The sequence below is a fragment of the Xanthomonas sp. DAR33341 genome (genome assembly GCF_003992815.1).
Lineage (GTDB): Bacteria > Pseudomonadota > Gammaproteobacteria > Xanthomonadales > Xanthomonadaceae > Xanthomonas > Xanthomonas cissicola.
In genome coordinates this window covers 196,116-221,117 of record NZ_QEYV01000012.1, presented here as the reverse complement: position 1 = coordinate 221,117, position 25,002 = coordinate 196,116, and the positions used below count along the sequence as shown (strand labels likewise).

At 65.8% G+C, this 25,002-nt stretch carries 20 protein-coding genes and 1 other RNA gene; 10 read left to right on the top strand and 11 right to left on the bottom strand.

Translation table 11 applies throughout. The features are described 5' to 3' along the window. Positions 1–74: 74 nt before the first annotated feature. Positions 75–2,888, bottom strand: coding sequence for a TonB-dependent receptor (locus EO156_RS03025; protein WP_029827967.1), 2,814 nt, complete (start codon positions 2,886–2,888; stop codon positions 75–77). 500 nt (positions 2,889–3,388) lie between these two features. Here EO156_RS03025 and xopX point away from each other — a divergent pair, with 500 nt between their 5' ends. Next, the gene (xopX, locus tag EO156_RS03020; protein ID WP_016849646.1) at positions 3,389–5,494 is read left to right on the top strand and encodes a XopX family type III secretion system effector; all 2,106 of its coding nucleotides are present in this window, start codon (positions 3,389–3,391) and stop codon (positions 5,492–5,494) included. Positions 5,495–5,606: 112 nt separating this feature from the next. Here the strand turns inward: xopX and groL are convergent, their stop codons facing one another. The 3 genes from groL to EO156_RS03005 form a co-directional block, all read right to left on the bottom strand. After that, complete coding sequence (gene groL / locus EO156_RS03015) at positions 5,607–7,247, bottom strand: chaperonin GroEL (RefSeq protein WP_003483213.1); 1,641 nt, start codon at positions 7,245–7,247, stop codon at positions 5,607–5,609. Between the two features lie 146 nt (positions 7,248–7,393). Further along, a complete protein-coding gene (locus EO156_RS03010; protein ID WP_003483210.1) occupies positions 7,394–7,681 on the bottom strand; it encodes a co-chaperone GroES in 288 nt (95 codons plus the stop codon). Positions 7,682–7,877: 196 nt separating this feature from the next. Then, positions 7,878–7,952: non-coding RNA, sX9 sRNA (locus EO156_RS03005), on the bottom strand. A 141-nt stretch (positions 7,953–8,093) separates the two neighbouring features. Here EO156_RS03005 and EO156_RS03000 point away from each other — a divergent pair. Then, positions 8,094–9,884 carry an endonuclease gene (locus EO156_RS03000; RefSeq protein WP_016849645.1) on the top strand — a complete coding sequence of 597 codons (1,791 nt, stop codon included), beginning with the start codon at positions 8,094–8,096 and terminating at the stop codon, positions 9,882–9,884. Positions 9,885–10,011: 127 nt separating this feature from the next. Here EO156_RS03000 and EO156_RS02995 read toward each other — a convergent pair whose 3' ends face one another. The 4 genes from EO156_RS02995 to EO156_RS02970 all read right to left on the bottom strand — a co-directional run bounded on the left by EO156_RS02995 (position 10,012) and on the right by EO156_RS02970 (position 13,905). Next, a complete protein-coding gene (locus EO156_RS02995) occupies positions 10,012–10,842 on the bottom strand; it encodes an oxidoreductase (RefSeq protein WP_016849644.1) in 831 nt (276 codons plus the stop codon). Between the two features lie 256 nt (positions 10,843–11,098). Then, a complete protein-coding gene (locus tag EO156_RS02990; RefSeq protein ID WP_230577985.1) occupies positions 11,099–11,674 on the bottom strand; it encodes a hypothetical protein in 576 nt (191 codons plus the stop codon). Between the two features lie 197 nt (positions 11,675–11,871). Further along, positions 11,872–12,486, bottom strand: coding sequence for an START domain-containing protein (locus EO156_RS02980; RefSeq protein WP_026006942.1), 615 nt, complete (start codon positions 12,484–12,486; stop codon positions 11,872–11,874). A 432-nt stretch (positions 12,487–12,918) separates the two neighbouring features. Beyond that, the gene (locus EO156_RS02970) at positions 12,919–13,905 is read right to left on the bottom strand and encodes an AraC family transcriptional regulator (protein WP_234746883.1); all 987 of its coding nucleotides are present in this window, start codon (positions 13,903–13,905) and stop codon (positions 12,919–12,921) included. A gap of 291 nt (positions 13,906–14,196) precedes the next feature. Between EO156_RS02970 and cutA the strand changes: the two genes are divergently transcribed. The 6 genes from cutA to accC all read left to right on the top strand — a co-directional run bounded on the left by cutA (position 14,197) and on the right by accC (position 20,515). Then, on the top strand, positions 14,197–14,532 hold the full coding sequence (cutA, locus tag EO156_RS02965) for a divalent-cation tolerance protein CutA (protein ID WP_016849639.1): 336 nt from the start codon (positions 14,197–14,199) through the stop codon (positions 14,530–14,532). A gap of 4 nt (positions 14,533–14,536) precedes the next feature. Beyond that, the gene (locus EO156_RS02960; protein WP_029827960.1) at positions 14,537–16,819 is read left to right on the top strand and encodes a protein-disulfide reductase DsbD; all 2,283 of its coding nucleotides are present in this window, start codon (positions 14,537–14,539) and stop codon (positions 16,817–16,819) included. An 843-nt stretch (positions 16,820–17,662) separates the two neighbouring features. Beyond that, positions 17,663–18,109 carry a type II 3-dehydroquinate dehydratase gene (gene aroQ / locus EO156_RS02955; RefSeq protein ID WP_003483185.1) on the top strand — a complete coding sequence of 149 codons (447 nt, stop codon included), beginning with the start codon at positions 17,663–17,665 and terminating at the stop codon, positions 18,107–18,109. Positions 18,110–18,206: 97 nt separating this feature from the next. After that, the gene (gene accB, locus EO156_RS02950; protein ID WP_003483182.1) at positions 18,207–18,698 is read left to right on the top strand and encodes an acetyl-CoA carboxylase biotin carboxyl carrier protein; all 492 of its coding nucleotides are present in this window, start codon (positions 18,207–18,209) and stop codon (positions 18,696–18,698) included. Between the two features lie 77 nt (positions 18,699–18,775). Continuing rightward, on the top strand, positions 18,776–19,105 hold the full coding sequence (locus tag EO156_RS02945) for a four helix bundle protein (protein WP_026007107.1): 330 nt from the start codon (positions 18,776–18,778) through the stop codon (positions 19,103–19,105). A 42-nt stretch (positions 19,106–19,147) separates the two neighbouring features. Next, complete coding sequence (gene accC / locus EO156_RS02940; RefSeq protein WP_016850528.1) at positions 19,148–20,515, top strand: acetyl-CoA carboxylase biotin carboxylase subunit; 1,368 nt, start codon at positions 19,148–19,150, stop codon at positions 20,513–20,515. 243 nt (positions 20,516–20,758) lie between these two features. Here the strand turns inward: accC and EO156_RS02935 are convergent, their stop codons facing one another. Together EO156_RS02935 and EO156_RS02930 are read right to left on the bottom strand one after the other, a co-directional pair. Next, positions 20,759–21,127 (bottom strand): hypothetical protein, encoded by a 369-nt coding sequence (locus EO156_RS02935; RefSeq protein ID WP_005914152.1) that lies wholly within the window; start codon positions 21,125–21,127, stop codon positions 20,759–20,761. Beyond that, positions 21,124–22,053, bottom strand: a complete 930-nt coding sequence (locus EO156_RS02930) for a hypothetical protein (RefSeq protein ID WP_029827957.1) — start codon at positions 22,051–22,053, stop codon at positions 21,124–21,126. Before EO156_RS02930 ends, EO156_RS02935 begins: the two co-directional genes overlap by 4 nt. A 901-nt stretch (positions 22,054–22,954) precedes the next feature. Between EO156_RS02930 and prmA the strand changes: the two genes are divergently transcribed. Next, positions 22,955–23,875, top strand: coding sequence for a 50S ribosomal protein L11 methyltransferase (gene prmA / locus EO156_RS02915; protein ID WP_005914154.1), 921 nt, complete (start codon positions 22,955–22,957; stop codon positions 23,873–23,875). Positions 23,876–23,897: 22 nt separating this feature from the next. Here the strand turns inward: prmA and EO156_RS02910 are convergent, their stop codons facing one another. After that, on the bottom strand, positions 23,898–24,407 hold the full coding sequence (locus tag EO156_RS02910; RefSeq protein ID WP_026007086.1) for a hypothetical protein: 510 nt from the start codon (positions 24,405–24,407) through the stop codon (positions 23,898–23,900). A gap of 143 nt (positions 24,408–24,550) precedes the next feature. Here EO156_RS02910 and EO156_RS02905 point away from each other — a divergent pair, with 143 nt between their 5' ends. After that, positions 24,551–24,928 (top strand): helix-turn-helix domain-containing protein, encoded by a 378-nt coding sequence (locus EO156_RS02905; RefSeq protein WP_003483164.1) that lies wholly within the window; start codon positions 24,551–24,553, stop codon positions 24,926–24,928. Positions 24,929–25,002 lie beyond the last annotated feature (74 nt).

The following is a 25,002-nucleotide window of genomic DNA, read 5'->3' as shown; positions in this document are numbered from 1 at the left end:
GCCGAAAGCAGTGCAGACACAAGACATCCGCACGCCACGGCAACCACCGTGGCGTGCGCAGGCGCCGCACTCACTCAGAACGTAAACACGTATTCGGCAGCCACTTCGCGACCGATCGGGTTGAACAGGGTGGTGTTGTAGAAGCCGTAACCGTAGAAGCGTTCCTTGTGGTCGTAGCCCACTTCGTTGAAGAGGTTGTTGACGTAGAAATTGACCTTGGCGTGGTCGGTGATCTTGTAACCGGTGCTCAGGTTCCAGTAGATCGCCGGGCCCACGCGGCCGAAGTAGCGCTTGCTGGTTTCGCCCAGATGCACGTTGGCGGTGTCGGTCACCAGGCACGCATCGGAGGCGCTGGGTTGATAGCCGTCGTCGAAGCGTTCGCAGGTGCCCCAGTTGACGGCGCGCATGGAGCCGATCCGGCGGAAGTACACGGTCCAGTCCCAGGCGCCGCCGTTGTCCCAATGCACGCTGCCACGCACGCGGCTGCGCACGCGTTCGTCGCGGCGGTTTTCGTCGCTGTCGGTGCGGTAGATCTGCTCGCGATAGGCGATCAGGTTGTTGTAGTCCAGCGACAACTGGAAGTTGCCCCAGCCTGCGGTAGCCAGGCGATACTTCAGCGCGGCGTCGATACCGGAGGTTTCCATCTGCGCCAGGTTGATCGGGCCGCGCTCGATGCTGGCGATGGTGCCATCGGCATTGCGCATCACGCGCGAGGTGATGGTGTCGCAATAGCCAGCGCCGCCCGGATTGTTCCAGGTGCCGCCGCTAATGGTGGTGCCGGTACGGCAGCCGGCTTCGGCCGACAGGATCTCGTCGCGGTCCAGATCCTTGATCATTTCCTCCAGCTGGATGCGGTAGTAATCCACGCTCAACGACAAGCCTTGTGCGATGTCCCACACGATGCCACCGGTGAACGAGCGGCCGGTTTCCGAGCGTAGATCCGGGGTGCCGCGACGATTGACATCCACGGTGTAGAAAATGTTGTTGTTCTCGTCGTTGCAGCCGCCGGTCAGGTACGCGCCCGAGGAAATGCAGCGGTACTGATCGATCACCGTCTGGTTGGTGGAACTGGGTTCGCCCAGCACGTAATGCATGTCCGGCGCGCGGAAGCTGGTGGCCACCGTGCTGCGCACCAGCAAGCTTTCCACCGGCCGCCATTCCAGGCCTGCGCTCCAGGTGGTGTCGCTCTGCGTGCCCACATCGGTGGGGATGGCGGCCGAAGAACGGTAATTGCCGTAGCGGTCGTAGCGACCTGCCACATTCGCACTCAACGTGGAGAGCAACGGAATCTGGAATTCAAGGCCGGCCGAACTGCGCATGCGTTCGCCGCCGCCGCTGTCCACCACATCCACCGGGTAGCACTCGTTGGCGCACGGGTCGGGCGAGAGTTGATAGCCCTGCTTTGCCACTTCGGCCACGGTGGCGAAGCGGATCGGCCCGGCCCAGCCCTGCACCACATCGCCGCTCACGCTGAAGCTGGCTTGATTGACCCACGAATACGCCGAGTTGTGCGATTTGGCGACCAGCGCGTCGTATTGGTCCATTGAAAGTGGCGTATACAAGCGCGCTTGGTTGATCGCATAGATCGACGTGCCATCGGCGGCAGTGCCGAGGGAGCTGCCGAGGAAGTAGTCGGTGGCGCGCGCGGTGTCCACGGTGCGAATGTATTCGTCGACGGTGTAGCGCGAGCGGCCCACGCTCAATTCCCAATCGAAACGGCCAGCCCACACGCCGCGCAAGCCGGCGCTCAGATCCCAGGACTGCTCCTTGTTGTAGTTGGCAAGCCGGTCCCAGCCACCGGCTTCGCGCCGGGTCAGCTGGCGGATCAGGTTCAACGAACGCCCGGTGGCCGCGTCCTGGAACGGGCCCAGATACGCGTACGGCGGGTCGTAGGTCCAGCGGCCGATGCTGCGGTTGGCGGACAGCGTGGCCCAGGCTTCGGTGTGTTCGCCGAACTTCCAGGTGCCGTAGAGATACGCCGAATAATCCTCGCTGCCGGTGACCAGGCCCCAGTCGCCGTAATCGCGCGCCACGCCGCAGTAACTGCCGGCATTGGTGAGCGCGCCGGTGTTCTGGTTGTAGCTCAGCCGCTGCCCGTCGATGAACTCACCGCCAAAGCGCGCGCAGGTGCCGGCAGGCGGTGCCAGACGCTCGTTGGTGTTGGCATCGATCAGGCTCAAACCGGTGAACGGATTGAAGCCGTACAGGCGGTTCTGGCCGGTCCAGTTGGAGTAGGACATGTCGTCCGAATCGTCCATTTCAGGGCGATCGCGTCCGCTCAACGGGTCGCGCTTGGTCGCCTGCAGCGCGTAGGTCAGGCTCCAGTTCTCGCCGGTGCGCCCGCCGGCCCAGGACACGTCGAAACTGTCGCGCCCACCTTCGGCGGCGGTGCCGCCGCGCAGGCGCACCTGGTCGCCCTGATAGTCGCGCTTGAGGATCACGTTGATCACGCCGGCCACTGCGTCCGAGCCGTAAATCGCCGACGCGCCGCCGGTGAGGATGTCGATGCGCTCCACCGCAGCGGAAGGAATATTGCTGTAGTTGGAGAAGTTGCTTTCGCCGCCGTAGGGCAGCGGGTAATCGGCCACGCGATGGCCGTTGACCAGCAGCAGCGTCCGCCCCGGCCCGAGGTCGCGCAGGTTGATCGGCGAGGCGTTGGGCGTATGCGAACCCCACTGGGTATCGGCTTCCACCGAGCCCTGCTGATTCATGCTGTTGAGCACGTCGTAGACGGTGGCGAAGCCTTCCTGCTGGATCTGCTGCGCGCTGATGGTGACCACCGGTTGCGCCCCTTCGACCTGCGCGCGCTTGATGCGCGAGCCGGTGACGCTGACCGCATCCAGCGTGGAGGTGGCGCGCGTGGCATCGGGTTCGGTTTGCTGGGCCATGAGCGGCGGCGCGCACGCGGCAGTCACGGCAAGGGAGACGGAAATCGACAAGGCAAGGCGATGACTGCGGCAGTTCATAAGATCCCCGGGAGAGGCCGGACGTGGCCGGCGTGGCGATGCGCTGCAACGACGCCTGCCAGCGATGCGTGCATCGCTGCCCCTTGTCCGATGGCCCCCCGACCGCTCGGCGCAAACGCCTGCCCAGCGACGCTAAGGCTGCGATGACATCGGTGTCAACAGGTGGCCGCAGAGTGTGACGGCGATCGACTATCCGGCAGGTTGGGGCTGCCCCCACCGCGACTTCTGCCCTCCCAGCGCACTCGACCATGCGCGGCAGCAACCTGTCTTGCGATCACAAGTTGCCACCGTCCTGCCTGGTCGGTTCTTTCTGCAACGCAGTAGTTCGCGCCGCGCTATGCCGGCCGGGCAGGCTTGTTCGAATGATGCATGTGCGCCAGCCAGTACGAGTTGGCCGCTCCTCCTCATCAAGGAAACCCACCATGGAGATCAAGCAACAGCAAACCGCAGGGCCCTCTTCTCTGGCGCCATTGCAGGACATCTATACCGACAATGCTCCCGTCACCGACGCCACATCGCCGACGCAAACGCCGATCCACCCCAGCTTGTCGGCGCTCACTCCCCGCAGCCGTTCGCACGCGTCCACCGCCGATTCCGAGCACGGCGCTTCGCCGGTGCCCTCGCACGACCCTGAACCGCAGGCCCACTCACCCGAACGCGCCGCAGGCCCGTCCACCGCCGCAACGCTTGCCGCACGCGCAAACGCGGCATTGGCAAGCGGCGTTCAGCAGGCTTACGATGCGGTCTCGAAGGGGGCGTCCAATCTCTGGTCGCTAGCGGATCTGCGCACCATGCTGCAGATCCATGCGGACGATCCCGCATTCTTGCAGATGGTGCGCCACACCGACCCGGAACAGAGCACCCCGCACAGTCTGGCCGCGTGCCGCCAGCAGATCACGCAGCTGCGCGACGCCATCGAAGCGGCAACCGGTCTGGAAGCACGCTTCCGTCAGCAAGTGCTGGGCGACATCAAGGCCGTGGAAGACGCGCTGCAGCCGCTGGAGCACGGCACACCTGCGACCGGGCGGGTGCTGAAGTCGCTGGCCAACCTGGTCAATCTCTGGCCCCTGGTGGTCCCCAGTCCGTTGCTGGGCAACCAGGCCAAGACCTTCGCCTATTCCATCGCCGCCGCAACCAAGGGCGTGATGACGCTCTCGGCATCTGCGCTGCGTCCCACCGCCGACGGGCTTCCGTTCCCGCTGATGGGCGGGCAGCTGGGGCGCGACGCCAACGAAATGCACTTTTATTCCGTTCTGCTCAACGGATTGTTTCTCACCACCGAACTGCCCAAGAAATTCGGCAATCCATCCGTGCGGCACCAAGCCGAAACAGTGGAAAACAACCTGGGATTTGCCGCGGCCGCATCGACGGCGTGCGCGGCGATGGTGCTGACGCCCTTCCTCTGGAACAGCCTCAACGTGCTTGGCAATCGACTTCAGCACAAGCTGTCGCATCTGGGCGCCGGCATTGCAGAAAACGCCGGTTTTCAGCGCCAGGCGCAACGGTTGCGTGCACGCCTGACGCCCGGCCAGATCAGCGCGCAACTGCGCACGCAACTCAACGAGATCACCGCCGCTCTGGAGAGCGGCCGGGAAGCGTTTCAACAGGCGCGTCGCGAGTTCACCGACCCAAGCCAAGGGCACGAGCTCACCCGCACGCTCAATGCCCAGTGCACGCACCTGCTGGAGACGCTGGACCAATGCAGCAAGCGACTGAGCACTGCGCTGCAAGTGGAACAGGACGAGCCAGCCACCATCCCGCGCCAGGTGACCAACCACGACATCGCGCCCAAGTTGGCATTGGCATTGCTGGGAGCCGGAGTGACCGGGCTGACGGTCTACCTGATCCAGCCCGACCGCATCGGCACGGTCGACCTGGTCGCCGACTCTATCCTTGTAACGACCGTGATGATGCAGTCGGCGGTCAACGCACATGCGACCCGTCAGGACGCAATGGAGCGTTTCAAGGCCATGTGCTCCAGCAGCCTGGTGATGGCGCTGGCCCTGGGCGTGGAGAAACTGTCCAAAACCTTCGCAGACAAGAGTCTGATCGAAGCCTCATCCTCATCGCCCTACTACGCCGGCGCGATCATGTCGCTGATGGCGATGACCATGCCGGGCCCCATGGCACGTGGCGCGGAACTGGCGATGAACTGGGGCGGAGGTCAGATCATGCGTATGGTCAAGGGCCCCGACGGTACCGCGCTCGCAACCCGCATGCCGTCCTCGCCCGAGGAGCTCATCCAGCACGCGCAAGACACCGCGAGATATGTGCAAAGCCTGTCGCCGGAACACGCGCAGGAGTACGCGCAGCGGGTCGGCGATATCGCCCTGCAGGTCATCGAGGACGCCGGCGCGCAGGCGCAGGCGCAGACCACCCCCAGCAGCAGCGTCACCATCACCGAGATCACCGAGGCAAACGACGAGGCCGAGTTGGCCGCAGGCAACGCATCGCCCGAGCAGCGCTCGCCTGCGCGCACGCATCCGTCGCCGGATCAGGCCGCAGCCAGCACTGCGCCTTCGTCCTGACGGTACGACCGCCGGTAATCGGCAACTGCCGCGTGCATGCGCAAGTTACGCGCATAAAAAACCCCGCCGTTGGGCGGGGTTTTTTTTACTGCAACAGCCTAAGTAGCCTGGATCAGAAATCCATGCCGCCCATGCCGCCCATGCCACCGCCGGCCGGCAGTGCCGGCTCGTCCTTCTTCGGTGCATCGGCCACCATGGCTTCGGTGGTGATCATCAGGCCGGCGATCGAGGCGGCGTTCTGCAGCGCAGAGCGGGTCACCTTGGTCGGGTCCAGGATGCCGAATTCGACCATGTCGCCGAACTCGCCGTTGGCGGCGTTGTAGCCGTAGTTGCCGGTGCCTTCCTTGACCTTGTTCAGGATCACGGAGGGCTCTTCGCCGGCATTGGCCACGATCTCGCGCAGCGGGGCTTCCATGGCGCGCAGGGCGATCTGGATGCCGTGGGTCTGGTCTTCGTTGGCGCCCTTCAGGTCACCCACGGCCACCAGCGCACGCACCAGGGCCACGCCGCCGCCCGGGACCACGCCTTCTTCGACGGCTGCACGGGTGGCGTGCAGGGCGTCTTCGACGCGCGCCTTCTTTTCCTTCATTTCGATTTCGGTCGAGGCGCCCACCTTGATCACCGCAACGCCACCGGCCAGCTTGGCCACGCGCTCCTGCAGCTTCTCGCGGTCGTAATCGGACGAGGTGTCTTCGATCTGGGTCTTGATCTGGCCCACGCGCGACTCGATCGCGGCCGAATCGCCAGCGCCGTCGATGATCGTGGTGTTTTCCTTGGAAACCTGCACCTTCTTGGCGCGGCCCAGGTCCTTGATGGTCGCCTTCTCAAGCGCCAGACCCACTTCCTCGGAGATCACGGTACCGCCGGTCAGCACGGCCATGTCTTCCAGCATCGCCTTGCGACGGTCGCCGAAGCCCGGCGCCTTGACGGCCACGACCTTGACGATGCCGCGGATGGTGTTGACCACCAGGGTCGCCAGCGCTTCGCCTTCGACTTCTTCGGCGACGATCAGCAGCGGCTTGCCGGCCTTGGCCACGCCTTCCAGCACGGGCAGCAGGTCACGCACGTTGGAGATCTTCTTGTCGTGCAGCAGGATGAACGGGTCGTCCAGATCGGCCGACTGGCTCTGCTGGTTGTTGATGAAGTACGGGGAGAGATAGCCGCGGTCGAACTGCATGCCCTCGACCACGTCCAGCTCGTTTTCCAGGCCCGAGCCTTCTTCAACGGTGATCACGCCTTCCTTGCCGACCTTCTTCATCGCTTCGGCAATGATGTTGCCGATCGACTCGTCCGAGTTGGCCGAGATGGTGCCGACCTGGGCGATCGCCTTGTCGTCGGTGGTGGGCTTGGAGATGTTCTTCAGCTCGACGACCGCAGCCTTGACGGCCTGGTCGATACCGCGCTTGAGGTCCATCGGGTTCATGCCGGCGGCCACAGCCTTGGCGCCTTCGCGAATCAGGGCCTGGGCCAGCACGGTGGCGGTGGTGGTGCCGTCGCCGGCGTTGTCGTTGGTCTTGGAAGCGACTTCCTTGACCATCTGCGCGCCCATGTTCTCGAACTTGTCAGCCAGTTCGATTTCCTTGGCGACGGAGACGCCGTCCTTGGTGATGGTCGGCGCGCCGAAGCTCTTCTCGAGCACGACGTTGCGGCCCTTCGGGCCCAGGGTTGCCTTCACGGCATTGGCAAGCACGTTGACGCCACGAACCATGCGGGTACGTGCGTCTTCACCGAAACGAATGTCTTTAGCAGCCATTGGTTGTTACTCCGGAAATTGGGAATGGGAAATGGGGAATCGGTAGATCAACAGCGTGAATCGGGGTGGGGTGGGATGGCGAAGGACGCTAGCCGCTTTGCCCATTCCCGATTCCCAACTCCCGATTCCCGGCGCATAGCGCCTGATCAGCCGATGACGGCCAGGATGTCGTCTTCGCGCAGCACCTTGTACTCGACGCCTTCGGACTTGTAGCTGCTGCCGGCGTACTGGCCGTAGATGACCTTGTCGCCAACCTTGACCACCGGCGCGCGCAGGCTGCCGTTGTCCAGCGGCTTGCCGGCGCCGATCGCGACGACTTCACCCTTGGTGGACTTTTCCTTGGCGGAGTCCGGAATCACGATGCCGCCGGCGGAAACTTCGTCGGCTTCGATCGGCTTGACTACAACGCGGTCGTGAAGCGGCTTGATGCTCATAGAGAAGACCTCTTAAGTGTTTGATTGGCCTGGAAATTATCGGCGATGTTAGCACTCGTACATGACGACTGCCAGCACAGCGCGCGGAAAAAACCCGACAAAGCGGGTGCGGGCCAAAGATTGTGCTGCGTGGGCGGCTTTCAAGGGCTGGCGGCAAAAATTTTTCGCTGACCGCTTCTCTCCGAACGCCGAGGGCGGCAGACAAAACAGAGCGAGCGGTCGTCAGGTGGGGCGGACGGCGCGCAGGAACCGGCGTGTACGCGTGGTACATGCCGGTTCCGAGCACCGGCCGCGCCCGCTGGCAGACGCGCAGCAGTTTGTTGAGCGCTCTAGAAATGGAACCAGGTTCCATCGCTTGTCATGCGCGCGCCTTACAGTCGGGAACGCATTCCCCGATCACAAGGAGCTGTCGATGAGGTTGCCGTCCCGTTTCGTGTCCCTGCGTTGCACCCTTCCCCTGGCCTGCGCGTTCGCGCTCGGTGCCACCTCCGCCGATGCGGCGGTCTTCATCAACGAACTGCACTACGACGACGCGGGCGCCTCCGGCGACAGCGGCGAAGGCGTGGAAGTGGTGGCCACCGCCGGCGAGTCGCTGAGCGGTTACCGCATCTACCTGTACAACGGCGCTGCCCCCAGTGCGGCAGTGGTCTATGCCAACACGACGCTGCCGGCCGGCACGGTGGTGAGCTGCGGCAGCCAGGTGCGTCTGGCCACGGTGAGCTACGCAAGCAACGGCGTGCAGAACGGCCCCAACGACGGCGTGGCGCTGGTCGACCCCAACGGGCAGTTGGTGCAGTTCCTCAGTTACGAAGGCGCCATCACCGGCAGCGGCGGCCCGGCGGCCGGCGTGACCAGCCAGAACCTGCCGGTGAGCGAGAGCAACAGCACCGCGGTCGGCAGTTCGCTGCAACTGACCGGCACCGGCAGCAGCGCGGCCAACTTCAGCTGGGCCGGCTCGGCGGCGCAGACCTTCGGCGCCTGCAACCGCGGCCAGACCTTCACCGGCAGCGACGGCGGCAGCAGCACCGGCGCTCCCACCATCAGCAGCACCACACCGACGCAAGGCGCCACCGGCTTCCCGGCCGCCGGCGATCTGGCCGTGGGCTTCAGCGAGGCGGTGACGCTGGGCAGCGGTGCGTTTGCGCTGAGCTGCGCCAGCTCCGGCAACGTGGCATTGACATACCCGACCAGCGGCACCCGCTTCACCCTGTCCACCAACACCGCCCTGGTCGGCGGCGAGCGCTGCACGCTGGCCATTACCGCCAGCGCCATCCGCGATGCCAGCGGCCTGAGCCCGGCCGCCAACCAGTCCATCGCCTTCACCGTGGCCACCGCCAGCGGCGGCGGCACCGGTTACTACGCGCGGGTCAATGCCACCAACGCCAGCCAGCTGCGCTGCTCGCTGCACGCCACCATCAAGGGGCACACGGTCTACCCGTACAGCGGCAGCGGCACCAGCACCTGGACCATCCTGGAGATGGCCGACGAGGATCCCAACAACAGCGGCCGCATCCTGGACGCCTACCGCAACCGCAGCTACGCCAAGGTCAGCGACCGCGCCGGCACCGGCAGCGGGCTCACCTACAACCGCGAGCACACCTGGCCCAACTCGCTGGGCTTCGGCAGCGCCACCGGCGACCGCGGCCTGCCGTACGCGCCCTACACCGACACCCACATGCTGTACCTGACCGACACCAGCTTCAACGCAGACCGCGGCAACAAGCCCTATGCCACCTGCACCAGCAGCTGCGGCGAGCGGGTGACCGAAGTCAACGACGGCAGTGGCGGCGGCAGCGGGCGTTACCCGGGCAATTCCAACTGGGTACGCACGCCCGACGGCAACAGCGGCACCTTCGAGGTGTGGGGCCGGCGCAAGGGCGACATGGCGCGCGCGGTGATGTACATGGCCATCCGCTACGAAGGCGGCCTGGATGCGACCACCGGGCAATCCGAGCCGGACCTGGAGCTCACCGACGACCGCAGCAAGATCGTGCAGACCGCGGCCTCGCCGGCGTACATGGGCCTGCTCTCCACCCTGCTGGCCTGGCATCAGGCCGACCCGCCGGACGACGCCGAGCGCGCCCGCAACGAGGTGATCTTCAGCTTCCAGGGCAACCGCAACCCGTTCGTGGATCACCCCGAATGGGCCACCGCCAGCCTGTTCAACTCGGCCAGGCCGGCCAGTTGCCAGTTGCTGAACTGAGGACGATCACCGGCGCTCCGATCGCGGCGCGCCGGGTGTCTTGCGAGCCACTGCCAGCCCACTGCAATAAATCGCATTCCCGTTAACATCATGACTTGGCATTGATCAGCGCAAGCCAGCTCCGTTCTCAGCGCGTCTGGCTCACGATGATGCGGTCGAACATGCGATCGCCGAGCCAGACGCGCATGCGGATCAGCATCTTGGCGAACTTGCCGGCCGCATAGCGCGTACGCGGGTTGTTGCTGGCCACCGCCTTGGAGACCACGTCTGCGATCACGCGCGGATCGCTGCCCTTGCCATGTCCGTACGTGGTGTCGATCGATTTGGTCACCATCTGCACCAGCCGGCCATAGGGGCCGCTGGCCGAGCGCTTGGCGATGCTGTCGGTGGCGGCATCGCCGAAGCCCGTCTCGATCACGCCAGGTTCGACGATCACGACCTTGATGCCGAACTCGGCGACCTCCAGGCGCAAACAATCAGACCAGCCTTCCAGCGCATGTTTGGTCGCGTGGTACCACGCACCCAGGATGCTGTACATCTTGCCGCCCATCGAGGTGATGTTGACGATATGCCCGGCGCGCTTGGAGCGCATCGCGGGCAGCAGCAGTTGGGTGAGCCGGGCGGCACCGAACAGATTGACTTCGAACTGGTAGCGCGCTTCGTGGATCCCGATTTCCTCGATCGGCCCGTACAGTCCAAAGCCTGCATTGTTGACCAACACATCCACGCCGCCCGTCTGGGCCAGGATCGCGTTGACGCCGGCGACGATGTCGTCGTCCCTGGAGACGTCCATGCACAGGAGGTGTGCGCCCAGCAGGGCCAAATCCGCCATCCTGTCGACGTTGCGCGCCGCTACGTAGGCCTGATAGCCATCCTGGATGAGACGGTGCGCAATGGCTTTGCCCATGCCCGACGACGCACCGGTGACCAAGGCGGTTTTCTTTCCTTTGACGAACATGTGACACCTCGATTGAATGGATGAAGTCCATTCTCCGGATGCGCGAGCAGACTCGACTTGCAATCGGCGCCAGAGTGCTGACATTTCGCGCCATGCATCGCAACCATCGCATTCGGTGGACCCGGCGATCTGGTCGAGCCGTCCGTCCAGCCCATTGCAGCCCGCTGTTCTGCTTTGGGCGCGGTCACTGGTTGGTGCAGGCCTTCATTCGGTAGCAGGCCGGTGGCTGCTGGGGGCAATGGCTGCAGCCCTCCAGCTAGTGTTTTGAAGAACGACCCGATGCTGCCGGGTTCGGCACCGGCATCACCACGGCCCGATCTGCATGACGGTGCTCTGCATCGAGCCGAACCAGCGCTGCCGTATAGGGCACTGCACGTCGCTCGGCGAATCCGTCGATCAGTAAACCAATGGCCCCCAGCAGCACCAGCGTCGAACCCAGACCGCGCCCCCATTCCGGGCCGGCCACGTAGTGCAGGATCAGCCCCAAGGCAGCCACCAGCCCCAGGACGTAGTAGGTCATGCGAAAATTGGCATTGACCTTTTGCATGCGTGGCAGCTCTTTTTGCACCAGCATGGAAGGGCTTTCCTGCAAGCCGCTTTCAATCGCGGCGACCTGTTTGTCGGTGCGCAGGCCAACGCCGGCGCCTACGCCGACCAGCACGATTCCAAACAGGATCGAGGGTATGACGACGCTCCATGCATACCCTCCGCGCTCGGCCTTCAGGGCCGCGACTCCGAAGATCACGAGCAACAGGCCGGTGACGGCGATGAAATAGATCGCCTCGATTTTTTCCCCTCGAAAGTACATGTGCATGGCATCGATGAATGGCATGTGCTTGTCCTGTGGCGTCATGGAATTGGTCGTTTCGTCCGCATGGAAACATTGGGTGCGATTGGAATGGCAGCGTTACTGGCCAAGCCATTCTCTTCAGACATCGAAAAGCCGACGACCAGCGCTCTTTGCCTTCGATGTATCCGTGAAATCTTTCGCTGCCGAACAGCTGGCCGACACGACGTTCATGGGCCTGGTCAGTGGGCTTGCCGCAAGTGGCTTCGCAGCGCCTTGAGCGTCCCGAAGGGCGTCTCCACCACCGTCTGGTTGGCCAGCCAGCTCGGAATGGACCCACCAGGCGAGGCGTGCATCTGGTAGGTGACGTCCACGCAGTCCGCGTCCGGCACCAGCGTCCATTGACCCTTGGCCCGGGGAATGCGCACCTTGCCCTTGCGCAGTGGCAAGTAGTCCGGGACTGCCTCCACACGCACGGTGATGGCACCGTCGCCGGCCTTTTCATAGGTGAAGTGGTAGACGCCGTCTCGGTTGGATACCGGCCAGGGCGCGCTGTTGTCCAGATAGTGGTACTGCTCGGTGTCGGTGGCCTTCAGCAGTTCCGAAGCGGCCACGTCCGGCATCCACTGGCGGAAGGCATTCGCGTCGCGCAGCACCTTGACCACATCGTCCGCAGCGGCCTTCAATTGCACCTCGCCCCGAAATTCGCGTGAGGGCGAGCCCTCGACGTTGCGCACGTAGACCTTGATGCCTTCGGCATCCTTGGCCAGCGACCAGCCGTCCTGCGCGAATGCCGCCTGGCCAACCAGCAACCCCACCAGCATGGCGATGGGAAGAAGAAAGCGCCGAACGTTCATGGTGACACCTCAAGTGGAGGAATGAACTGACGATAGAGCGCCTCGCCTTGCGATGAACTCGCCATTCGCGCCAGAGGAACGGCAATGTGCGCCAACCTCATTCGCCCTAGAGCGTGCCGCTTTTACCTGCTCCACCCGCGTCACCTGGGCCGTCAGGGCATGGCGTTGCGGCACCGGACGCAGGGTCTGCAGTTGCGCGACAGCAGCCTCGCGCCCCAGGCGCCGAGCCCCCTCTTGCCGCTCGGCATCGTGCACGCCAGCCGGCTCGATCAACACGCCGGCCGACGCGCATGAGGTCGGCGCGCTCGAGATCCTTGGCCATAGCGGCGAAACGCACAGGGCAGCGCTCGATGCACCCCCCTCAAGGCGTCCGGCGCCTGATCGGCTCAGCGCATGCAACGGAGCCTCATGAGACCAGGACCCTGTCGCTTCTCAGTTCAGGCGCATGGCGTTGCGCGCGGTATCCGGCGTCTGGCCCGTCCATTCCAAGAAGGCGCGATAGAACGAGTTGGGGTCTTCGAACCCCAACAGGAACGCGATCTCCCCGCCGGTCATCGTGGTGCTGCCGAGGTAATGGCGGGCAAGGCTCTCCCGGGTCGCATTGACCAAGGCGCGAAAATTCGCCCCTTCGTCTTCGAGGCGGCGCTGCAACGTGCGCTTGCTGAGCCCCAGGCGTTCGGCGGCCTTTTCGATGGTGGCCATATTGCTGGGCAGCAACTCCAGCAGCACCGCACGCACGCGCTCTACCGTCGTCGCCGCCGCATCGAGTTCGCTGAGCCGGCGGCGCAGATCGGGTTCGAACACGCGCCACATGCCTTCGTTCACGGTCAGGAACGGACGCAGCGCGTCGGCGGCGCCGAAGGTGATGGCCGGAGCCTCGCCGTGTCGAACGGGGACGCCGAAGAAGCGCTCGTAGCGCCGCGCATAGGCGCCGGGCGGAAGCCGCGGCAGTACCACGCGCAGCGCCTGCACCGGCTCGCGCGTCGCCAGCCGGGCCAGCCGCAGGAAGAACGCGACCTCTGCGACCTGCAGTGAGTAAGGCACTTCGGTCTGCACCGACAACCAGCGTGGCGACACCGTCAGTGCTCCCGCACGGTCCACGTCCACCTCCAGGCCCATGGGCGCCACGAGTTGCTTGTACTTGGCCAGGCGCTGCACCGCCTGCATCAGGTTGGCGCTGCACAGGGCGGCGAACAAGGGCGGATCGAACACCTCGGCCGACACCATCTCGACCAAGTGCAAGGGAAACATGGCATCGCCCGCTTCCAGTTCCAGCGCCCGCCAGAAGCGGAAATACTCGTCCGTATCGAGCCCGCGGCCGACGCGCGCGAACAGATCTTCGGGCAGCCCGGCCTTGCGCAGCACGTGCTCGGGCTTCAGGCCGAAGTCCTTCAGCAGCGTGCGCCAGCCGATGTCCAATGAAAACGTGAGGTTGCGTGCCATGCGAAAGCGACCGGGAGTCGATGATGACCAGGCTGGGACGAGGACGGAACTAGCGTAGCGCCCAACCCAAGCGCGGGACATGCAATCCGTGCCAAAGTGATTGCAATGCATGCCAGGGAATGGGATTGCCAGCCACCAGGGGGTTGTGTCCGCGCCTGCCCTGCCCGGTCGTCGCGCATGGGCCTGCAACCAAGTCCCCGCGGACACGGACTCACCTCCGACCCAGGCCCGGCAAAGCCCCGCCGGCGTCCCTATACTGTCGGCCGCATGTCTTCGCCCCCACCCCTCCGCCTGCTGTTCAGTACCTGCCCCGATCCGGCCAGCGCCGCGCGGATCGCCCAGGTCCTGGTCGAAGAACGCCTGGCCGCGTGCGTGAGCCGCCTGCCCGGTGTGCATGCCACGTATCGCTGGCAGGACGTGGTGGAGCAGGCCGAGGAAGTGCTGCTGCTGATCAAGACCGCCGCCGACCGCATCCCCGCGTTGCAACAGCGGCTGTGCGAGCTGCACCCCTTCGACGTCCCCGAACTGATCGAGCTCGAGGTCGCCGGCGGCTTGCCTGCCTACCTGCAGTGGGTGTACGCCGAAACCCGTGAGGAACCGTAAGCCGATGACCGTGCTGCACCGTATCGCCGCCCTGTGCCTGCTGGCCCTGGCCGCTTTCCCCGCCCTGGCGATCAGCGAAAAGGATCTGCTGCCAGTGGACCAGGCCTTCGCGCTGAGCGCCACCGCCGACAGCCGCGACCGCATCGCGCTGAACTGGAAGATCGCACCGGGCTACTACCTGTATCGCCACCGCATCAGCGTCAAGGCCGGAAAGGGGTTTGCCGCGGGCGAACTGGCGCTGCCGGAGGGCGAGAGCAAGCACGACGAGTTCTTCGGCCAGGTGCAGACCTACCGCAAGCAACTGCAGGCCACCCTGGCCGGCAAGGCCGACCCGGCGGTGCAGACCGCCGTCCTGCAGGTGCAGTACCAGGGCTGCGCCGATGCCGGCGTGTGCTATCCGCCGCAGCGGCGCGAAATCCGCGTCGACCTGCCCGCGGCCGATGCCACCGGGGCGCAGGCCACTGCTGCGCCACGCGAAAATCTGGGCGCGCTGGTGCCACGCAGCGCCGCCGGCCCGCGCCTGTTCGGCGCCCCCGGCCAGACCGCCGGCGTGGACGCGTTGCCGCTGCCGGCCGAGCAGGCCTTCAACTTCGAAGCCATCGTCGGCGACGGCAACAGCCTGCTGCTGCGCTTCACCCCGGCGCCGGGCTACTACATCTACCGCGACCGCACCTCGCTGGCACTGGAAGGCGCCAGCGGCGTGCGCACCGGGCTGCCGCGCTGGCCGCAAGGCAAGGCCCACCGCGACGAACACTTCGGCGATGTGGTGGTGTATTTCGACCAGGCCGAAGTGACCTTGCCGCTGCTGCGCGACCACCCTGATCCGGCCCACGTGACCCTGGTGGCCACCTTCCAGGGCTGCCAGACCGACGGTATCTGCTATCCGCCGATGACCCGCCGCGTCGCCCTCGATGTGCCGGCCGGAATCGTGTCGCCGCAGAACCAGGCCCAGGCTTCGCCGTTGATGATTTCGCCGCTGGCTGCCGGTCAGGCACCGGTCGAGCCCGCGCCTGCCGCCAGCACTGCCGGTCCGGTCGCCGATGCCTCGGCCGGCAATCCGGAGCGCACGCCGCCGCCGCATACAGACAAGGGCCTGCTGGGCATGCTGGTACTGGCGCTGCTTGGCGGGTTGGTGCTGAACCTGATGCCCTGCGTGCTGCCGATCCTGTCGCTGAAGGTGCTGGGCCTGGCGCACAGCGGCGAGAGCCGCGGCCACGCACGTAGCCATGCGATCTGGTACTCGCTGGGCGTGCTGGTGTCCTTCGCCGCCATTGGCGGGCTGGTGATCGGCTTGCGCGCCGCCGGGCAGGCCGCCGGCTGGGGCTTCCAGTTGCAGCAGCCGTGGTTCGTCGCGGCGCTGGCCTATCTGATGTTCGCGGTGGGGCTGAGCCTGTCGGGCGTGTTCACCTTGGGCACCAACCTGGGCGGCATCGGGCAGTCGCTGGCCGCCCGCAACGGACCGCTGGGCGACTTCTTCACCGGCGTGCTGGCCTGCGTGGTCGCCAGCCCCTGCATCGCGCCGTTCATGGGCACGGCACTGGCCTACGCCTTCACCGCGCCGGCGTTGCTGGCGATGCTGGTATTCCTGGCGCTGGGCCTGGGCCTGGCGTTGCCGTTCCTGCTGATCGGCTTCGTGCCTTCGCTGGCGCGGCGCCTGCCCACCCCCGGGGCGTGGATGGAAACGCTCAAGCAGGTGCTGGCGTTCCCGATGTATCTCACCGCGATCTGGCTGCTGTGGGTATTGGGCAAGCAACGCGGCGTGGATGCGCTGGCCTTGATGCTGGTCGGCGCCACCCTGCTGGCCTTGGGCCTGTGGTGCTTCGAGCGCAGCCGCTGGAAGAGCCACCGCCTGGGCATGGGCCTGGCCACGGCGATGCTGGTGCTGGCGCTGGTGCCGGTGGTCGCGGTCACGCGCCTGAGCCTGCCGGCGGCCACCGCGACCGAGGGCGTGGTGGCGTTCTCCCCGCAGTTGCTGGACCGCCTGCGCGCCGACAACCGCGTGGTCTTCGTCAACATGACCGCCGATTGGTGCGTGACCTGCAAGGCCAACGAAAAGAACGTACTGAGCAGCGCCGAATTCCGCGACGCGTTGCGCCGCGTCGATGCGGTCTACATGAAGGGCGACTGGACCAATGTCGACCCCGCCATCAGCACCTTCCTCGACCAGCACCAGGCCGTCGGCGTGCCGCTGTACGTGGTCTACGGCCCCGGCGCCCCACCGGCGATCCTGCCGACCGTGCTGACCGGCGCCATTACCGAAGATGCCTTGCTGCGCGCAGCGCGGTGAGGCAGCGCCTTCGCTGCAGCTGGTGACCTCGGCGGCCGTCTGTTGGCGGGCTAGGTCGAAGATGTTGCGAATCATGTAGACCGGCACCCGCGCCACGAGGCGCGTTGCGGCACGTCCAAGCGCGGGTTCGCTGCCCCTCTTGGCCGTCAGTCTGCGTGCCCCGCGCTCTGCTGGCGCCCTGCAGACCGGACTGGCCGGTGCCGGCATGGGCAGGCGCGGCGTCAGGCTGCGCGCGGTGTCGCCTGTTCGGTGCCTCCGACACCTGCGCCGCCTTGATGCATGCGATGTGCAGCAGGCGACAGTGGCCGCGGCCGGCATGACGGGCAGCTGCACGAAGCGAGGCAGCAGACGGGATCGATCGCGCCGATCGCCCTTCATCTGACACGCCGGCCCTGTCCGGCCCGGCGCCTCGTTGTTGGCGCCTGGATCTGCGCGCAAAACGCAGATCGCGGCCCTGCTGCAGCATCACCTCCTGCGCCCTTGCCACGAACAAGCCGGACACTCACCGAATTGCTGCCGCCGGCACAACATTCTGACGCCCGGCAGGAGAGGATGCCGACAGCAGCGATTAGCGCGCGACCGGCCGGGACGGCGCCTCCAGCGCGCCAGAGCGTAAACGCTGCGCGACGGGTGCGCACGGCCGGCTACCGGTTCGGCTCGCATCGGGATGGGGCTTTCAGAGCCGGCACTATGACCTTTGGCGCACTGATGCCTGCCACCATTAGCCACCGCCCAAACCACTCGAAATTTAAAACAATCGTTTTAAACAGACCTAAGTTCGTCGAACTGGACAGCATCGACGACATCGCGCAGACTTCCGGCCTTTCCGCTCTTGCCGATCCCATGGCCCATCTGCTGCTGTTGCATGGCCCCAACCTCAACCTGCTCGGCACCCGCGAGCCGGAGGTTTACGGGCGTACCACGCTGGCGCAGATCGATGCGGCCCTGGTGGACCGCGCGCAAGCGGCCGGGCACGTGCTGCACTGCCTGCAGTCCAATGCCGAGCACGTGCTGGTGGAGCGCATCCACGCCGCGCGCGAGGACGGCACCGCCTACATCCTGATCAACCCGGCCGCCTTCACCCATACCTCGGTGGCGCTGCGCGATGCGCTGCTGGGCGTGGGGCTGCCGTTCGTGGAAATTCATCTGTCCAACCCGCACGCGCGCGAGCCGTTCCGGCACCACAGCTATCTCAGCGACAAGGCCGACGGGGTCATCTGCGGCTTTGGCGCAGACAGCTACCGGCTGGCCCTGGAAGCGGTGATCGCGCGCCTGGAGCGCGACGCATGACCCCTGCCGCATCGACCTCGGCCAGCGCGCCGGCGTCCTGATCCCATTCCGCCGGCATCCGCCGGCACTCCCCACCGTTTCACTTCCAGAGGCCCTTATGGATCTCCGCAAAATCAAGAAACTGATCGACCTGCTCGAAGAATCCAATCTCGCCGAAATCGAGATCAAGGAAGGCGAAGAAAGCGTGCGCCTGGCGCGCGTGCCCAAGGGCGCGGCCATGCTGAGCGCGCCAGTGCAGCAGCAGTACGCGCCAGCCCCCGCCGCCCAGGCGCCGGCCGCCGCGGCCACCATGCCGATGCAGTCGCCTACCGAAGCCTCCACCGGCGGCGCCAAGCAGGCCGCCGCACTGCCGGAAGGCCACGTGCTGCGCGCCCCGATGGTCGGCACGTTCTACACCTCGCCCTCCCCGGACAAGCCGGCGTTCGTCACCGTCGGCCAGCAGGTCAAGGTCGGCGATACCCTGGCGATCATCGAGGCAATGAAGATGTTCAACCCCATCGAAGCCGATGCCTCCGGCACCATCGTCGCCATCCTCGGCGAAACCGGCCAGCCGGTGGAATTCGATCAGCCGCTGTTTGTGATTGGCTGAAGCGCCGGGAATCGGGAGTGGAGAATGGGGAATCGGCAAAGCGGCCTCATGAACGTCTTGAGGCGTGGCGCGATTCCATGGAGTTGGTGGAAATGATCTATCGGTTTACCGACGTCTTTCCCGAGCAGGAACGCTACGGCTTGACGGCGCAGTTGCGCCGTGCGGCCGTCAGCGTTCCATCGAATATCGCCGAAGGTGCGGCGAGACGCTCCACTTCCGACTACGCGCGATTTCTCTCGATTGCGCGCGGCTCGCTCTCCGAACTTGATACACAGATCCAAATCGCGGTCCGACTGGGCTACAGCAATCCCGAAGACGAAGACATCGCCAGCCGACAGGTCGACCAGGTCTTCGCCAAGCTCACTGCATTGATGAATGCCTTACGCAGACGCGGAGCCGCGCCATGAAGCCCGCATCTTCCCACTCCCCATTCTCGACTCCCTATTCCCATGCTCGATAAAGTCGTCATCGCCAACCGAGGTGAAATCGCGCTGCGCATCCTGCGCGCGTGCCACACGCTCGGCATCCGCACGGTCGCGGTGCATTCCACGGTCGACCGCAACCTCAAGCACGTGGCCATGGCCGATGAGTCGGTATGTATCGGCCCGGCCGCCTCCAGCGACAGTTACCTCAACATCCCGGCGTTGATCGCCGCGGCCGAGGTGACCGATGCGCAGGCCATCCACCCCGGCTACGGCTTCCTCTCGGAAAACGCCGATTTCGCCGAACGTGTGGAGCAATCCGGCTTCATCTTCATCGGCCCCAAGGCCGACACCATTCGCCTGATGGGCGACAAGGTGGAAGCGATCCGCGCCATGAAGGCTGCCGGCGTGCCGTGCGTGCCCGGCTCGGGCGGCCCGCTGGGCGATGACATCGTCGCCAACACCAAGGTGGCGCGCGAAATCGGCTACCCGGTGATCATCAAGGCCGCCGGCGGCGGCGGTGGGCGCGGCATGCGCGTGGTGCATTCGGAGGCGGCGCTGAAGGCTGCCATCGAAACCACCAAGTCCGAAGCCAAGGCCGCTTTCAGCAACGATCAGGTCTACATGGAGAAGTTCCTGGAAAATCCGCGCCACGTGGAAATCCAGGTCCTTGCCGATGGCCAGGGCGGTGCGATCCATCTGGGCGAACGCGATTGTTCGATGCAGCGTCGCCACCAGAAGGTGGTGGAAGAAGCGCCGGCGCCGGGCATCACCGAAGAACTGCGCAACGAGATCGGCAAGGTCTGCGTGGACGCCTGCATCCGCATCGGCTACCGCGGCGCCGGCACGTTCGAGTTCCTGTTCGAGAACGGGCGCTTCTACTTCATCGAAATGAACACGCGCATCCAGGTGGAGCATCCGGTCACCGAGCGCATCACCGGCATCGACCTGGTGTGCGAACAGCTGCGCATCGCCGCCGGCCACAAACTGAGCATCCAGCAAAGCGACATCGTGCTGCGCGGGCATGCGATCGAATGCCGCATCAATGCCGAGGACCCGGAAACCTTCATGCCCAACCCGGGCCTGATCACCGCCTTCCATCCGCCAGGCGGCCCTGGCGTGCGCGTGGATACCCACATCTACGCAGGCTACAAGGTGCCGCCGAACTACGATTCGATGATCGGCAAGCTGATCGTGCACGGCCCGGATCGCGAAACCGCGATTGCGCGCATGCGCGTGGCGCTGAGCGAGATGGTGGTGGACGGCATCAAGACCAACATCCCGCTGCAGCAGCGCATCATGCGCGACAAGGGCTTCCAGGCCGGTGGGCAGAACATCCATTACCTGGAAAAGCGCCTGGCCGAGCGCAAGAACAAGTCGATCGCCCTGACCTGATCGCGCCTGCCCTTGCATCGATGAAGCAGAAAAGGCCCGGGAAACCGGGCTTTTTTGTTGCGTTATTTCTCGGTGCATCGCGTCGGCAGCGCCTCATGCAGGCCAAGCAAGCGGCTCGACGACACCCCGCACCGGCAACACCATGCAGCCGCCGACCTATGCGTAGGAGCGCACCCGGGCGCGACCGCGCTTTATCGGTGGAACCTCGTCGCGCCCAGGTGCGCTCCTACGGGATCCAGGGTGCTACCGGATCCGCGGCGCAGGCGCCTGCTGGCTGCCCGGCACCGGCACGATGCCGCTGGCCGATGATGGGTCGACCACGGTCATGGTTTCGGTGGAGCCGTCCGGCCACACCACCTGGAAAGTGGAGCCAGCCGGCAAGGTGGAAAACGGCATGGCACTGCTGGCGCGGTAGACCGCAGCGACCTGGCTTGCGCCATGCCGTCGCTGCTGTTCGTCGGCGGTGACGCTGGTGGACTTGACCGACAGCGGCTGGTACCGGTGATCGGCGGTGTCGATCATCACGATGCTGACCGCCGCCGCCGAATACGCCACGAACAACGCCACCCATAACCAGAACTTGGCGCCGTGCGCCAACCGACGGTAATTCATGACTGCGCTCCCGGATCGGAGACCAATGTATCGACCATCTCATCCACCCTGTCTGCTCCCTGCCGCGGCACCGCGGCATCGAATACGAACGACACGAAATCCTGTGCGCTGTCGCGCGAGCAGATGCCCGCGTTGGCGCAATAACTGGTGACCAAGGTGCTGCCGGCACTGCAATCGAGCCCCAGCCGGCATGCAGCCACCTGCCAGGCCAGCTCGGCGAACTGATCGCCGGCCACATAGCCCTGGAGGCTGTCATCGCCGCTGGCCCGCGCGCCCATCGCCGGGGCCAGGGCCAGATAGGCCTCGGGATCGCGCGAGGCCAGCACGCGTTGCACCAGCGCGCGCTTGTAGCCGGGCGATGCGTGCAACGGTTCGCCCAACGCCAGCATGGCGGCCTCGGCGGCCAGGCTGCCGGCGCGCGCCGCGACCAGGCGTTGCTGGGCAACCATGCGCGGACTCAGCCCGTCGGTGGGGGCGAAACCGGCGCAGCGCTGCGCCAGGCGCTCGCGTGCGGCATGCATCGCTGCCACTCCCGGCGTGTGTTGCGCGGCGATCCATGCGCTGTCGGCGGCATAGCCGGACGGACTGGCCGCATAGGGCGCGCAGTAATCGTAGACACGGCTCAACCGCCACCCGGCCTGTGCATCGCCGGCACGCACCTGCTGCTGCAATTGCTGCGCGTAGCGATACAGATCCGGTTGCGCTTCCACTGCATCGCGATGGGGCAGCTGCAACGCGGCACCGTGCTCGGTCGCCGTGTGCGGCTGCGGTGGGGCAGCGCTGACCGGGATCACCTGTGCAGCAACCGGCACTGCGCGGTCGGCATCAAGCCCGGCCGGTTGCACGCGCACATGCCACCACGCGGCCGCCGCAAGCGCAGCGGGAGCGAGCAGCAGCCAGAGATGGCGGGCACGAGCAAGCGGCATGGATGGCGGCGACCCTGCTGCGGAACCACCCGCAGCGACGGCGCGGAGTCTAGCACCCACCCACGCGCACAGCTGCCGCCAAGCAGACGCTGCCAGTGGAAGTGGCGAGAAAGGGGCGACATGCGGTAACGGTCTGCGCGGACTGCAGGTGAGTGGCGCGCTGCAGGCGTTCGGTTGCGCAGTGCTGTGGGATGTTTGCTTTTGCTTTGCTGTGCTGTGCTGTGCTGCGTGTTGGTGGCGATGTTGATGTTGATGTTGCTCAGCTGCTTGCCGGCTTGCTGTTGAGTTGATCGGTTGCGGATGCCGGATGCGGCATCGATTTTCGCGGGTTGAGCATCCGACAGCAGCGCATGTCGAAGAGCTCCTGCTTGGCCCGAGTCTGGCGTTGCGCTATCGCCTCGACGACGCTGCGTTGCCCAGTTGCAGCGCTGTCGAGTTGTGAGTGGACCCACGCACCGCACACATCGCGGGGCACGACAGCACGACAGCACATATGCAGCCGTCTACGCGCGCGATTGCGCGTGCTCGCAAAGATGCAACGCCTCTTCCTGCTTGCTCGCCTCGGCCCTCACCCAAAGACCTTGTTCGATGACTCAACGGCATCACCGGTTCGCTCCCACGTGTGGCGTCATCGGCGCACAGCCATGGGCAGGGCAGCACATCCACCGCAGACGCGCTTCCAGACAGCGTCACACCGGGCCATCGTCCAATCGCCGACAGCACGCCGTCTGCCTGGCAGCGGACGCATCCTGATCGGCGAAGCAGGGTTTTTCCACCTCACGCATGAGTAGGACATACCGCCGGAGCCGACGGCGCCTGCGAATGCAATCGCCTGTAGAGCGGCAGGCATGCCGGCGCGAATGGTCTAGGATGCGTGGTTTCGAATTGCCCGACCGCCCCGATGCCGTTTCTTGAACTGACGCTTTCCTGTTCCGAGGTCACCCTGCCCCGTTTCCAGAATGCACTGGACGATGTGGGCGCACTGGCGGTGACCATGCTCGACGCCGATGCCGATACCAGCAACGAGCGCGCCATTCTCGAACCCGGTGTGGGCGAGATGCCGCTGTGGGACCGACTGACGATGACCGCGCTGTTCGATGGCGACAGCGACGCGCTGGTGGTGCTGGCGGCGCTGGAAGCCTTCGATCCGGGCCTGGACTGGAGCCAGGTGGCGTTTCGTATGGTCGAAGACAGCGACTGGGAACGTGCCTGGATGGACCTGTTCAAGCCGATGCAGTTTGGCGAACGCACCTTTATCGTGCCGTGGAATCACGCGCTGCCCGAAGCCGCGGACACCCCGGAAGCCGCCGTGGTGCGGCTGGACCCGGGCCTGGCATTCGGCTCGGGCACCCATCAAACCACCGCGCTGTGCCTGCGCTGGCTGGACAGCCTGGCCGGCAGCGGCGAGCTGCAGGGCCGTAGCGTGCTCGATTTCGGATGTGGCTCGGGCATCCTGGCGGTCGCCGCGCTGAAGCTGGGCGCCACCCACGCGGTCGGCGTGGACAACGACCCGCAGGCACTGCTGGCGACCGCCGACAATGCGCAACGCAACGGCGTGGACGCCCAGCTGGCGGTCTACATGCCGCAGGACGAACCGGTGCAGACCTACCAGGTGGTGGTGGCCAACATCCTGGCCTCGGCACTGGACGCCCTGGCCGACACCCTAGCCGCGCGCGTGGCACCGGGCGGACGGATTGCGCTGTCGGGCATCCTGCACGGCCAGGAAGACGACTTGCTGAAACGCTACGCCCCCTGGTTCGAACAGTTGCGCTGCGAACGCGACGAAGACTGGATGCGGATCGACGGCGTGCGCCGCGGCTGATCCAGCACGTCATCCACGCCGGCTAGCGCTGTGGCCGGCCGGCGCGGATCTGCGCGGTAGTCACTGCATCGGCCACGCTGATCGCCCGTAACCGGGTCACCAGTTGCCAGCCGGTGCGTTGCAGTGCCGCAGTGCGCCACGGCCCGGCCTGCCGGGCCACCCAGACCCGCAGCAGCACCTCAGCCACCAGCAGCGCCGTCCAGGCCACGGGCGACCACCCCTGCACACCTGCAAGCGCCACTGCGCCGGCAACCACAAGCATCGGCGCGCTCACCGCCAGCACCGGCCATTGCCGCTGACGTAGCGCCCAGATCCGCGGTGCCAGCGCTGCTGACCACTGCGGACCATCGGCCACGGCAGTCCACTCGGCGCCACGCCGCCAGATCGCATACCGGGCCGCGCCACGAAACCGTCTGACCGCAGGGTCCACTGGCGAATGGGCAGGCCACGGCGCATCTGCGGGCGCGACGGACGGGTGCGGAGTGCGCCGCTGTGGGTCGGGTTTCCGGCCGGCAGGCTCGACCATGAACATCCTCCTTGAGTTCGCTGTGATGTGACCATCACCGATTCGCCGACAGTATCGCAAACATATGGCTATATGAAAGTTATACGAACTATCTCGAGGCGCTGCTAGGGCTATATCTCCCGCCCCTGCCTGCCCTCCAACGGTGCCGTGTGAGCAAGCTGTACGAACGAGTACGCGAAGCCCGCAGCCTCACCAAGCTGACCCAGGAAGCCCTTGCCGGCGAGCTGGGCGTCACCCGCAGCGCGGTGGCGCAATGGGAGATGGCCGAAGGCACCGCACCGTCGGTGGAAAACCTGATCGGCCTGGCCAAGCGCAGCGGCATGGCGTTCGAATACCTGGCCACCGGCCGCGGCGACCGCGTGTTCGGCCCGCCGGTGTCGGCCATCGCCGAAGAACCGGCGCAGTACCGCCGCCTGGATGACCAGCAACGCGTGCTGCTGACGCGCTTCGACACCCTGACGCCGCGCCAGCGCGCCGGCCTGCTGGATCTGTTGCTGGCTGAAGGGAAGACGCGGCGCAGGCGGTGAAGCGGGAATCGGGAATCGGGAATCGGCGAGTTGACGCACCCGGCACCGAGATCTCAAGGCGATGTTCCGCTAGC